Origin of the sequence: Tundrisphaera lichenicola (assembly GCF_051175385.1) — a bacterium.
Taxonomy (GTDB): Bacteria; Planctomycetota; Planctomycetia; order Isosphaerales; family Isosphaeraceae; genus Tundrisphaera; species Tundrisphaera lichenicola.
This window is the reverse complement of the sequence record NZ_CP195106.1, coordinates 6,581,366-6,594,076: the sequence shown is the minus strand read 5'-3', so window position 1 is coordinate 6,594,076 and position 12,711 is coordinate 6,581,366. Positions and strand designations below refer to the sequence as shown.

At 68.0% G+C, this 12,711-nt stretch carries 9 protein-coding genes and 1 pseudogene; 7 read left to right on the top strand and 3 right to left on the bottom strand.

From position 1 onward, the window contains the following. The first annotated feature begins 24 nt into the window (after window positions 1–24). Window positions 25–438: a GNAT family N-acetyltransferase gene (locus tag P12x_RS25950; protein WP_435007927.1), complete on the top strand. Its 414-nt coding sequence runs from the start codon at window positions 25–27 to the stop codon at window positions 436–438. 48 nt (window positions 439–486) lie between these two features. Here the strand turns inward: P12x_RS25950 and P12x_RS25945 are convergent, their stop codons facing one another. From P12x_RS25945 to P12x_RS25935, 3 genes are all read right to left on the bottom strand, one after another. Then, complete coding sequence (locus P12x_RS25945; protein ID WP_435007926.1) at window positions 487–2,421, bottom strand: nitrilase-related carbon-nitrogen hydrolase; 1,935 nt, start codon at window positions 2,419–2,421, stop codon at window positions 487–489. A gap of 44 nt (window positions 2,422–2,465) precedes the next feature. Next, complete coding sequence (locus tag P12x_RS25940; protein WP_435007925.1) at window positions 2,466–2,861, bottom strand: hypothetical protein; 396 nt, start codon at window positions 2,859–2,861, stop codon at window positions 2,466–2,468. 74 nt (window positions 2,862–2,935) lie between these two features. Then, window positions 2,936–4,408 carry a hypothetical protein gene (locus P12x_RS25935; protein WP_435007924.1) on the bottom strand — a complete coding sequence of 491 codons (1,473 nt, stop codon included), beginning with the start codon at window positions 4,406–4,408 and terminating at the stop codon, window positions 2,936–2,938. 194 nt (window positions 4,409–4,602) lie between these two features. Here P12x_RS25935 and P12x_RS25930 point away from each other — a divergent pair, with 194 nt between their 5' ends. The 6 genes and pseudogenes from P12x_RS25930 (at window position 4,603) to P12x_RS25905 (ending at window position 12,651) form a co-directional block, all read left to right on the top strand. Next, entirely contained in the window at window positions 4,603–5,313 is a 711-nt protein-coding gene (locus P12x_RS25930; protein WP_435007923.1) for an RNA polymerase sigma factor, read from the top strand. A gap of 82 nt (window positions 5,314–5,395) precedes the next feature. Then, window positions 5,396–9,250 carry a family 16 glycoside hydrolase gene (locus P12x_RS25925; RefSeq protein ID WP_435007921.1) on the top strand — a complete coding sequence of 1,285 codons (3,855 nt, stop codon included), beginning with the start codon at window positions 5,396–5,398 and terminating at the stop codon, window positions 9,248–9,250. Between the two features lie 117 nt (window positions 9,251–9,367). Then, window positions 9,368–10,150 carry a molybdate ABC transporter substrate-binding protein gene (gene modA, locus P12x_RS25920; RefSeq protein WP_435007920.1) on the top strand — a complete coding sequence of 261 codons (783 nt, stop codon included), beginning with the start codon at window positions 9,368–9,370 and terminating at the stop codon, window positions 10,148–10,150. Further along, window positions 10,147–10,818, top strand: a pseudogene (gene modB, locus P12x_RS25915) (molybdate ABC transporter permease subunit); the annotation flags it as partial. The gene modA and the pseudogene modB, both read left to right, overlap by 4 nt. Before the next feature lie 161 nt (window positions 10,819–10,979). Further along, entirely contained in the window at window positions 10,980–12,113 is a 1,134-nt protein-coding gene (locus P12x_RS25910; RefSeq protein ID WP_435007919.1) for a molybdenum ABC transporter ATP-binding protein, read from the top strand. 154 nt (window positions 12,114–12,267) lie between these two features. After that, window positions 12,268–12,651, top strand: a complete 384-nt coding sequence (locus P12x_RS25905; protein ID WP_435007918.1) for a hypothetical protein — start codon at window positions 12,268–12,270, stop codon at window positions 12,649–12,651. Window positions 12,652–12,711 lie beyond the last annotated feature (60 nt).

Here is a 12,711-nt window from a genome sequence, read left to right as displayed (position 1 = left end):
TCCATCTGGGATTGGGAGCGAGCCTTGGAACTGACCTATCAACTGGAACCGGGCCTGACGCCCGAGGAATTCGTGGACCTCCTCCGTCGATCCACCCTGGCCGAACGTCGGCCGGTCGACGAGCCCGAGACGATCCGGGGGATGCTCCAGCATGCCGGAGTCCTGGTGACCGCCCGAGCCGGAGGAGTCCTGGTGGGGATCTCGCGGGCGATCACCGACTTCAGCTTTTGCACCTATCTCTCCGACCTCGCGGTGGATGCAGAGTATCAGCGCCAGGGGATCGGCAAGGAACTGATCCGCCGGACCCATGAGGCGGCGGGGCTGGGGACGACCCTGATCCTGCTGGCGGCCCCCCTGGCCCGGGGGTACTATCCCCGGATCGGCATGACGGGTCATGATTCGTGCTGGGTGATCCCCCGTCAGGTCCCGGAGAAATAAGGCCGGCAGGGCAAGCCCTGCCCTACGAGAAATCCGCGCCCGGGTGGATCATCGGTGCCCGAAGGTCGGGCCGCCCCGGGCCTCGTCCTGGAGGCGCCGGTTACGCTCGACCTGGGCGTCGATCTCTTCCAGGCCGAGCGATTCGATCATCTGGCCGATGGTCATCCTGGGGTCGTTCGACCAGAAGAGCCCGAGGTCTTCCCTCGGCTCGTAGTGATAGCCCACCTTGTCGCCGAACTTCTCGGAGAGGGCCTGACCGTTCCGGAGCGGGCTCGACCAGCCGAGGAGGGCGTGGCTCAGGTCGACCTGGTGGATCAGGACCTTGCCGGGCGACTCGACCTGGGCGGCGACCAGCCCGGTCGGCTCGAAGATGGTCGCGTCCTCGCGCCAGGTGCTGGAGACGACGAAGTAGCGATTGGCCGCGGCCCGCGAGGCCGGCTGGGCCGTGGCCGGCGAGGCGGTCGGCCAGGCGACGATCTCGGCCCCTCGATCTCCCAGGACCTTCCAGCCTTCCTCGAACTGGACGTCCCAGCAGATCTGGATGCCCAACTTGCCGAAGTCGCAGTCGAAGACCGGGTAATCGGAGCCGGGCTTGATCCCGCCTTCCAGCTCGTCGGTCCCGAGGACGGCCACCGGATGCGCCTTCCGGTAATAGCCCACCATCTTCCCCTGCCGGTCGAACAGCACCGCGGCGTTGGCGTAAGTCGTCCCGCCCAACCCCTGCTCGACCAGATCCATCGGCGCGACGAGATACGTGTTGTGCTTGCGGGCGATGGCGCCCAGGGCCTCCTGGATGGCCCCGTGGAGCTGGACCGCGCGAGCCGAGGGGGGGCCGGATGTGTGGGAGACCGCCGATTCGGTGAGGACCGCCAGGTCGAGCCCATCGCCGGGATACTTGCGGCTTGCCTCTTGGGCCATCTCGTCGACCAGGGCACCCAGGGCATCAAGCCGTGCGCCGATTTCCTCCGGCTTGCCCCAGGGTCCTTGGATGGTCGTGCCGATGACGACCTTCCGGGGCGGCTGGTCGGCCCGGGTCCTGGCCGACGTCTTGGCCGGTTCGGGCTTCTTGAGGTACAGGTCGAACCAGTCGGCGAAGGCGGCCAGGTCGGAGCCCATGTCCGGCCAGCCGTGCGCGGCCCCGGCCTTGACGACCAGCTTCGCCGGGACGCCTACCTCTTTCAGTTTCTCGACGATCAACTCGGCCTGCTGGATCGGGACGAGCTTGTCGGCGTCGCCGTGGACGATCAGGGTGGGCGGGTCGTCGGGCGAGACGTGATAGGCCGGCGCGATGGCCCGGCCGATCTCCTGGAGCTTCTCCTCGTCGGTGATCTCGACGAATTTCTTGCGGGCCGGGTCGATCACGTGGAAGTCGAACGGGGCCGCGAAGTCCTTCAGGATCCCCCGCCCCAGCGCGTCCTCGCCCGGCTTCCCGTAGTTGAAGAAGTCGGTGGGCGGGAAGAAGCAGGCCACGGCCTGGACCCGGCTCGACTCGCGATCGACCGGGTCCTTGGCCTCGGGGTTGCCCGCGTCTCCGGCCGTCCCCTGCATCAAGGAGAGGTGCCCGCCGGCCGATCCCCCATAGATCCCGATCCGAGCCGGGTCGATCCCGTAATCCTGGGCGTGATGCCGGATGAACCGGACGGCCCGGTTCATGTCGGCCAGGACCTCGGGGATGGTGAACTTGGGCTGGCTCCCGTGGACCACGGCGAAGACCGTGTACCCCCGGGCGACGATGGGCTCGATCAGGCCCATCGGGATCCCCTCGTGCGAGGAGTACCAGCCGCCGCTGACCGCGAAGACCACCCCGACCCCCTTGGCGTCCTTCTTGGGGGTGAAGACGTCGAAGGTCAGGGCGGTGCCGAACTTCCGGCCGTAGATCACGTCTTCGATCCGAGAATACGATGCGTCCTCGGCGAAGCAGGGGTAGCCCAGGGCCACGCTCGCGGCGAGGCCTGACAGGATCGAGCGAAGGAGGCGACTCATCTCTGATCTCCCGGGGGAATGCCACGGAGGGGACGGGGCGGATCTCAGGGGGCCACCTCGCGGACGATCTTCTGGCCCGTCGGGTCGTACATCGAGAGGTTCGGCAGGCCGTCGCGGGTGGTCCCCAGGAAGATGACCCGCCGCCCTTCCACGCTCAAGATCTCGATCCCGGCGCTCCCGGAGACGGGGTCGACCGTGGTCGAGACGCGGATGTCGTTGCTCGGGCCGATCACATCCAGCCGGGTGAATTGCTGGACGTAAGCGGCCCCCCCCGCCATCAGGAGGAGGGCCGCCGAGCATCCCCCGACCACGGCCAGTCGAAACCTCCGGCGATGCCTCCGCTCCGATCGGTCGAGCCGATCGGAGACATCTCGGAGCAGGGTTTGGAGCTGATCCACCCTCAACTGAATTTCGGACACGCCGACGGTCGGATCGATCATCGCAACCTCCCCCTTGGTGAGGCTCCGCCTGATGGATGAACGTCCCGCGCCGATCCTGGCGGGACCTGAAATGATCAGCCGTGGCCGTACCCGCGGTCGAAGGCGTCGAGGTCGCGGATGTGGGCGGTGTAGGTCGTCCGGAAGGTGTCGGCGTCGATGGTCCAGCGCGGGGCGTCCTCGGTGTGCCGGTGGCAATGTTCTTCGAGGAGGCGATGGAGGAACTTGAAGAGTTGCCGGGGGGTCCGAAGATTCCCCAGGGCGTCCTTGAGGGAGTCGTCGGAGACGCTCGGGTCGACGAGCTGCCGGAGTCTCGGCCCGTCGCCGTTGGTCGAGGGCTCGATCGAGCAGGCGCGGAGTCGGTCGCCGGCCAGGTCATAGAGCGAGGGGCCGGTCCACCGGAGCGGCTTGATCAGGTTCAGCTTGTCGGGACGGGCCCGGTCGTAGAAATCCTTGTCCTCTTTTTCGAGGTAGTAGGCCAGCTCGATCGGCAGGAGGAGCTTGAAGCCGATTCCCGGATGTCGGAGGAACTTGTGGTCGAGCAAGGGCCACATCAGGGCACGCATCTTGCGGGGGTCGCCCTCGATCAATTGGGGCTCGTCGACGCGGTCGACCAGGACCAGGATTCCCGAGTAGCCCAGCGTGGCCAGGACCGACTGGAACTTCCGGAGGAGTTCGTAACGCTCCTCGCCGCCACCGCGGACGGTCGAGGGGAGCGGCTGTCCGGCCAACTCGCCGGGCTGGAACCAGAGGAGTTCCCAACGGAGGGCGGCGGGGTCGCGGGCCAGGACCCGGACCGCCTTGCGGATCGACCGGGCGTGCCACTCGGCCCGGAAGAGCCGCCAGCCCCAGTAGAGCCAGCCCAGGAGGATCGGCAAGACCAGCCAGGGGAGGATGCTGAGGGTCCGGACGCCCGGGAACGCGGCGATCAGGATCAGGACGGCCAGCGTGGTCCCGAAGCCGATTTGCAGGTCCCTCCGGCTCCAGAGCGGGCGGAAGCCCGACCGTCGGCGGAGCCGGCTCCAGCGCTTCTCGATCGGCTCGCGGGTCGACTGGTCGTAGAGCGCGGCCAGCAGGAGGAGGTCGCGGCGCTGGTCGAGGGTCAGTGCGGTCAGGTCGGCCTTCTCGGCGGTCAGGGCGTCGATGAGCTGGGTGACGCCGAGCGCGAGGATGGCGTCCATGTGATCCTGGAGCCGCCAGCGTTCCAGGGCCTCCCCGGCGTCCCTGGCTCGGAGCGCATCGCGGAAATGGTCGAGGAACGGGTTGAAGTCGTCATACGAGATGACGAAGACCCGCGATTCGGGGTGGGCGTTGTTGTACGATTCCAGCTCCGAGGTCACCTGGAGCCGGAGCGCGGTCTTGCCGCTCCCCTTCTCGCCGAAGACCAGCGCGGTGGAAGGATCGGCGGGGCTCCCGAAGAACTTGTCCCAGGCGGGGTGGTGGATCGTCCCGAGGCAGCCGCGCTTGAAGACCGTGTCGGTCTGCGCGTCCTCTTCGCTGAACGGATTGCCGGCGATCCCGTGATGCCGGAGGAACTGGTCGATCTTCATCCCGTCGCGCCCTTCCTTACGATTTGTCCCGAGTTTCGAGCTATCAGTCTTAACCGATCGACGAGCCCCGGACAATCTCCAGGCGTGACCGGCCGGACGCCGGGCGGTGGCAGGGGCTTCCGCGAGACGGTCCTCTCGGATAATCTCATCATGATGGCAGGCCGTGCCCCCCCGACCCAGCCGCCGGACCCTCGATGACGCGGTTCCAGACGACTCGATGGACGATGATCCTCGCCGCGCGAGATGGCGGGGGCGACGGATCGGATGCGGCTCTGGCGGAGCTCTGCGAGGCCTACTGGTATCCGCTGTACGCCTTCCTGCGACGCAAGGGACACGGGGCCGAGGCGGCCGAGGATCTCGTCCAGGGCTTCTTCGCCCGCCTCCTGGAGAAGGGGGACCTGTCCGGCGTCGTCCCGGAGCGGGGCCGGTTCCGCTCGTTCCTGATGGCCGCGTGCTCGCACTACGCGGCCAATCGCCTCGACCACGACCGTGCCGAGAAGCGGGGCGGCGGGCGATCCCCGATCTCGATCGACCGGTGCAAGGCCCGGGGTCGCTACGACCGAGAGCCCTCGCATACCCTGACCGCCGAGCGACTGTTCGAGCGGCGGTGGGCGCTCACGGTCCTGGATCTGGTCCTGGCCCGGCTGGAGGCCGAGATGGCCGTCAGCGGCAAGGCGGATCTCCTCGAGGCCTTGCGTCCGGCGCTCCTGGGCTCGGCCGATCGGATGCGATACGCCGAGGTCTCCGAGGTGCTCGGGCTCTCGGAAGTCGCCGCGCGGGCGGCCGCCGGGCGGCTCCGCCGTCGCTATCGGGCCTTGCTCCGCGAGGAGGTCGGGCGGACTCTCGACGATCCCTCCGAGGTCGAGGGGGAGATTCGGGAGTTGCTGAAAGCCCTTGCCGACTGAAATCGAATTTCTCGCGTCACGAATCTCCGCGGATGCTTCTCTCGGGATTAGACGCCCCCCCTCCTCCCTGGGAGACCGAACGATGAACGGCCCCGACGCCTGCCCGGAATGCGGTTCGAGGCTGCCCGCCGACGCGCCGAGGGGGCTCTGCCCCAGGTGCCTGCTGGGGGCGGCGGATTCCGCGAACTCCACGGCCGCCTATCAGCCCGCTCCGGCCTCGGCCCCCGCCCGAGGGCCGGAGGCGAGCGGCCCTCCCGCGACCCTGGACGAGTTCCGCCGCGCGGTCCTCGAACTGGGCCTGATCGATCCCGACGAACTGGACGCCCACGCGGAGCGAGCCTCGGGCGAGGTGCCCGGCCTGGCGCGGGCCCTGGTCCGATCGGGGAAGCTGACCTCTTATCAGGCCGGGGCGCTGGCGCAGGGCAAGGCGAAGGGGCTGGTCATCGGCCCGTATCTGGTGCTGGAGAAGCGGGGCCAGGGGGGCATGGGCGTCGTCTTCAAGGCCCGCGAGCGAGCCACCGGGAAGGTCGTGGCCTTGAAGATCCTCCTCCCCTCCTTCGGTCGAGATCGCGAGGCGGTCCTCCGGTTCCGCCGCGAGTACGAGGTCGCCGCCCAGTTGGTCCATCCCAACATCGTCTCGGCCCTGGATGCCAGCGAGGATCGCGGGGTGCAGTACCTGACGATGGAGTACGTCGAGGGGCACGACCTCGACGATCTCGTGCGGGAGGTCGGCCCGCTGCCCATCAAGATGTCGCTGCACTGCGTCATCCAGGCGGCTCGGGGCCTGGCCGCCGCCCACGCCCGGGGGATCATCCATCGCGACGTCAAACCGGGCAACTTGATGCTCGATCCCGGCGGGATGGTCCGGGTGCTCGACCTGGGCCTGGCCCGCGTCATCGAGGCGTCCAACCCCCTGGCCCGGGGGGCCGGGGCCACCCTGACGCAGAGCGGGGCGTACATGGGCACCGTCGACTTCATCGCCCCCGAGCAGGCCGACGACTCCAAGAGGGCCGACCACCAGGCCGACATCTACAGCCTGGCGTGTACCCTCTACTTCCTCCTGGCCGGACGCCCCCCGTTCGAGGGCGAGACGATCCTGAAGCGGCTGATGGCCCACCAGCAGCAGCCCGCCCCGTCGCTCCATGCCGTCCGGGATGACGTGCCCTCCGCCCTGGAGGCGGCCTACCAGACGATGATGGCCAAGCGGCCCGCCGATCGCCCCCGGTCGATGGCCGAGGTGATCGAACTCCTCGAATCGTGCCGAACCACGCCCAACGAGGCCAAGGAGGCCCGGGCCAGCCTCCGGAACTTCGCCGAGACCGTGATGAAGCGGGCCTCGCCCCGGAAGCGAGGGTGGGGCGTCGACGCCTCGGTCTTCGCCCGGCCTTCGGAATCCCGTGGCCTCCGGTTCGACCCCGACCTCAAGCTCGAAGACCTGGTCATGGACTATCGAGAGGAGGCCAAGCCCAGATCCCTCGACGAGGACGAGCTTCCGCCCCTCCTTCCCCGGATCGCCTCGCCTCGGAGGCGATCCCGACGCTTGAAATTCCGGCCCTCGATCCGACTGATGACCCTGGGTGTCATGGCCATCGGGGCCTACGTCTTCTTCCCGAAGCTCGATCGCAACCCCGTGATCTCGCCGCGGCCCGCCCTCAAGAAAGTCGCCGCGAGCCCCGAGGAATTCCGGCCCCTCTTCGCGGGGAACGACCTGAAAGGATGGGCTCCCATTGATGGGTCGTTGGGGGATTGGTCCCTGAAGGACGGCGTGCTGGAATCCACGCCTTTCGAGGGAAAACCCGCAGCATTCCTCGCGAGCGAGCGAACTTACTCCGACTTCTCGCTCCGGCTCGAGGTCCAGACCTCGGCCGGGGCCAACGGCGGGTTCATGATGATGTCGCCCGCGCGAGCCGGTGAGGCCCGGTCCTTCGCCGAGATGCTCGACATCGGCGCCTCGAGGACGGGGGAGACCTGGCTCTGGGCGGACGGGGGGAGCTTCCGCAAGGTGCCGGTGCCCAGGCTCGTCCTGAAGTCGGACGGCGGCTGGAACCTGGTGGAGGTCGAGCGTCGGGGGGGCCTGATCACGATCAAGGTCGACGGGCAGGTCGTCCACGATCATTTCGCCGGGGTCCAGGGCCCGCGTTCGATCGGCTTCCAGAACTATCCCGGCAAGGGCGTCGTCCGCTACCGAAACGCCTCGATCAAGGACCTGACGCGATCCGACCCCTGGGTCTCCCTCTTCAACGGCAAGGATCTGCATGGCTGGATCGGGGCCCCCGAGGATTACGAGGTCCGCGACGGCTTGCTCTCCTGCAAGCCGGACAGGCGGGCCATCCTGTCCTATCCCTATGAGTTCGCCGATTTCGCCGCCCGGGTGGAGTTTCGCGTGGCCGCGGAGGGGAATAGCGGCCTGGCCATCCACTATCCCGGCGAGGGCGATCCGGCGATGACCGGGCTTTGCGAGGTCCAGATCCTGGATGAGACCGCCCCGAAGCATGCCCGGATCGACCCCCGGGGCGCACACGGCTCGGCCTTCGGGATGGCGGCCGCGAGCCGGAAGACGCTCCGCCCTTCGGGGGAGTGGAACACGATGGAAGTCACGGTGCGCGGCACGACGGTGAAGGTCGAATCGAATGGTGTCGTCGTCCTCGACTCCGACCTCTCGAAAGTCCGGGAGTTCCCCGAGGGGCAATCCCACCCCGGGCAGAATCGGGCCTCCGGCTTTTTCGGCCTCTTCGGCATACCCGGGGGGCGGGTCGAGTTCCGCAAGATCGAGGTCAAGGTCGACGAATGGAACGAGACGCCCGATTCGAACTCGCCCGGAGATCCCGGACGGGATCGGTCGTCTCCGATCCTCTTTTCCGAGGACTTTTCCGGGCCGAACGAGGCCTGGACCTCATCGAAGCCGAAAGATTCGGGCAAGGTCGAGACGACCACTCGGTGGATACGCGATGGCATCTATTCCACCGAGCTCAAATCGGCCGGCATCATTTTCTGGGTTCTCCTGGACGGTTCTTATTCCGACTTCTCCTATGAGACGGTCGGCCGGCTCGTCGGAGACAATCCCGGTAGCCGGGGCTCGATGGTCTTTCAGATTTTCCCGAAGGAGCGAAGTCTCAAGATCCGGATCGACGAGGCCGGAGCCCTCTTCGTCGAGCCCGGGGCGATGGTACCCAAGGAGCAGCGAACCGGCCCCTGGCTGGGCCCGATCGTCCATCCCGCGATCACCCCCGGAGGGGCCGGATTCAACGTGGTCCGGCTGGTCGTCCGCAAGCGTCAGCTCGAGATCTTCGTGAACTCGGCCCGGGTCTGCGATCCCCTGGAATTCGATTGGGACCTGACACCCGCCCGGCTTGGCCTGGGGGTCGAGAGCAGGGCCCCCAAGATCCGTGCCGAGTACGATCGGCTCGAGATCAGGCAGTTGGACAATCCGGCCGCCACCAATTCTCCCGCGATCGCCCGATTCCAGAAGGGTGGGGGCAAGCTGCTGCCCAAGGGTCAGATCTCCTACGAGGGCAGCAGCCTCAAGGTCGCGGGGGTGACCGGTGGCGCGGCCTCCTTTCAGACCGAGATGAAACAGAGATTTCAGGGGCAATGGGCCAACGACCGCCAGCTCTTCTGGAATAGTCCCAATTCCGGCGATGTCCTGACTCTGGATCTGCCCGTCGAGGTCGCGGGTGAGTTTTATCTCGGGGCGGCATTCACCAGGGCCGGCGACTATGGACAGATCAAGCTGGCTTTGGACGGCAAGCCGCTCTATGGCGACAAGGTGATCGACCTTTTCGACCCTCAAGTCCGCCCATCGGGCCCGCAGATGCTGGGGAGCTTGCCCTTCAGCCCGGGGACGAAACGACTCACCGTGACGGTCGTCGGCAAGAACGGGGCTTCCAGTGGGTACAACTTCGGACTCGACGAGATCCAGCTCATCCCGGTCCGTTGAGGGCGACCGCCGTTTCGGGACCTGATTTCCAGGGTCGTGACATTATGCGAAACTGGACCGACGGCCGGGGCACCCGCCTTCCACGGTCCGGTTCGAGTCCGGTGGATGATCCCGATCATGGCATGGATTCGTGTCTTCCTGGGCATCGCAATCGCCTGCTTCATTCAGGGCTGCGGGAGTGCCGAGCCCGATCCGTCGGTGCTCCGGGTGGCGGCGGCCAGCGACCTGGAGCACGTCTTACCGGTCCTCGCGTCGGCCTTCCGGTCGAAAGGCGGGGTCGAGGTCGTCCCGAGCTTCGGGTCCTCCGGTCAGCTGGCCGAGCAGATCCGACAGGGAGCCCCCTTCGACCTCTTCCTCTCGGCCGATCGCCGGTTCGTCGAGCGACTGGCCGACGAGGGGGCCATCCGGCCCGGCTCGGTCAAGCCTTATGCCCGGGGGTCGCTGATCCTGGCCCTGAAGGCGGATTCTCCCCTGGTGGTGAAGGGTCTGGCCGACCTGGCCCAATCGGGGATCAAATTCGTGGCGATCGCCAATCCCGAGACCGCCCCTTACGGGAGGGCCGCGAAGCAGGCGATGGAGCGAGCCGGGATCTATCAGGAGGTTCAAACCAGGCTGGTCCAGGCGGGGTCGGTCCGCCAGGCCTTGCAGATGGTCCAGTCGGGCAACGCCGAGGTCGGCATCGTCGGTCGTTCGATCGCCGATGCGAAGGGAATCCGCTGGATCCCGCTCCCCCTCGATAGCTCCGATCCGATCGACCAGTATCTCGGGGTCGTGGCCCGGTCTGGTCGGGTCGAGGAGGCCTCTAAGCTCGCGGAGTTCCTCCTCTCGGAGGACGGGCGAGGAATTCTGAAGGAGTTCGGCTTCGGGCGAGTCCCCGATGCTCCGGGGGGCTCGAAGTGACGGGGTTCGGCGATCTCGGGCCGTTCTGGCTCTCGATCCGGGTGGCCCTGGTGGCGACGGCCCTGATCGTGATCGTGGGAGTCCCCACGGCCTGGCTCCTGGCCCGGGCGAGATTCCCGGGCAAGGAGGTCCTCTCTGGCCTGCTGGTCCTCCCTCTGGTGGTCCCCCCGACGGTCCTGGGCTTCGCGATGCTCCAGGTCCTCGGGCGTCGAGGGTGGGTCGGCTCGTGGCTCGAATCGACTTTGGGCGTCTCGGTTGTCTTCCACTGGTCGGGTGCGGTCCTGGCCTCGGCGGTCGCGGCGTTTCCGATGTTCCTCCTGCCCAGTCGGGGAGCGTTCGAGGGGGTGGACCCGGCCTTCGAGGACGCGGCGCGGCTGCTGGGCCGGGGCGAGACCTCGGTCTTCCTCCGGGTGACGATCCCCCTGGCCTGGCGAGGGCTGGTCGCGGGGGCCGTCCTGGCCTTCGCCCGCGCGATCGGCGACTTCGGGGCCACCTTGATGGTGGCCGGAGGCATCCCCGGGCGGACCCGGACCGCCTCGCTGGCGATCTACGACGCGGTGAACGCCGAGGACCCCGCCCGAGCCGCCGGGCTCTCGGCGATGGTCGCGCTCGCCTCGATCGCGGCGGTCCTGGTCGCCCAGTGGACCATGCCTCGAAGGGGTCGGGACCAGGCGAGATCACGCGTCCCCTCTGTCTCCATCTCCCCCCGGGAGAGGGCCGGGGTGAGGGTCCACGACCGGCGATTGACCCTCGACGATCCCATCGGCGAATTGGATCACCTTCACCCGAGAGATCATGGAACGAGCCGGCCCGATCAGGAGCCGGGACGTTGAACGGACCCCGGGGAGAGTTGGAGGCCCGACTGGCCCGCCGGATCCACGCGACTCTAACGATCGACCTGGCGATCCGGCTCGGGGAGGAATGCGGGATCCTCTTCGGACCCTCGGGTGCGGGCAAGTCGACGGTCCTCCGGATGATCGCCGGGCTGGAGCGGCCCGACTCGGGGCGGGTCCGGCTGGGCGGGTCGGTCCTGTTCGACTCTGAGGAGGGAGTCCGGGCGCCGCTTCGTTCGCGACGGATCGGCCTGATCTTCCAGGAGGACCTCCTCTTCCCGCACCTGAACGTCGAGGGGAATGTCCGGTTCGGGTTGCACCGGCTCCCCCGGGGCGAGGCCGACGCCCGGCTGTCCGAGGTGGCCGGGCTCTGCGGGATCGACCACCTCCTGGGGCGACGCCCCGAGACACTCTCGGGGGGGGAGCGGCAGCGGGTCGGGCTGGCCCGCGCGATCGCGCCTCGTCCCAGGCTCCTGCTCTGCGACGAGCCGGTCTCGGCGCTCGACCTCGACGCCCGTCACTCCTTGATCGATCGGCTCAAAGCTGTGCAGCGGGCCGAGGCCATCCCGATGCTCTACGTGACCCATGCCATCGACGAGGCCGTGGCCCTGGGGGATCGCCTGTTCCTCCTCCACGGCGGGAAGATCCAGGCCGAGGGGAACCCTCTGGAAGTCCTTGCGGCTCGATCCCCGGCCCAGGCTGGTCCGTGGCCGTCGCTCCGGAACGTCTTCGCGGCGATCGTGGAGGACCACGACCCCGGAGGCCGGTCATCCACCGTCCGGCTGATCGACGGGCCATCCCTCGTTGTCCCGACGCTCGGGCGAGCGATCGGGGCCGGGCTCTCGGTGGCGATCCGCTCCGAAGAGATTGTTTTGGCCCGTGGTCCGATCGGAGCCATCAGCGCCCGAAATCTGATCGATGGCCGGGTCGATCGGCTGATCCGGCACGGAGGCGACGCCGAGGTCCTGATCCGGACGGACGGGGTGGTTTGGGTCGTCGGCCTGGTCGCGGCGGCGGTCGACTCGCTCGGGCTGACCGAGGGGGGCGACGTCCGGATGATCATCAAGGCGCGAAGCTGCCAGGTTGCCGGGGATGGCCCGAAGGGAGAATCGTCGGCGGCCGATCGGTGAAACTCCGAAATCGAGCCTCGGGGTCGTGCCGTCGGGCCTCGCCCTCGATTCCGAGATGGACACTTCGGCGTCAAGCCCCTATAACTATAGGGCAGACTCGGCAACATCCCGTTGTTATTTCCGGTCGGGCCTTCGGCGCACAGGGAGGATCGTCTTGAATTCGTTCTTCACCTCGCGACGGATGATCCGGCTGGGGCAGTTGGGCCTCCTGGCCCTGCTCACGATGGCCCTGTGCGGCCCGGCCCCTTCCGTCTTCCGGGAAGGATCGACCGTCCCGACGGGTGCCGCTCGCGAGGATTCCGCCCCCGAGGATGCACCCCCGAGTGACCCCGAGACGTCCGAGGAGTCGAATTTCGCCGAGGGTCTCCTCGTTCGGCGATACGTCCAGGCGAGTCGGGTGGAAGCCCCCTCGGTCCTGTTGCCCCTCCGACCGGCCGCGCTCCGGGCCCCGACGCTCGCCGAACCCCCTCCTCCTCCCGGTCACTTCCTGGCCGATGGGCGGGCCCTCCGCCTCCATCTCCGCTCGCTGACCTGCTGATCCCGCCGCCCTGCCCTTCCCCCTTCGCACGATCCCCGATCCTGCAAATGTCGCCCGATC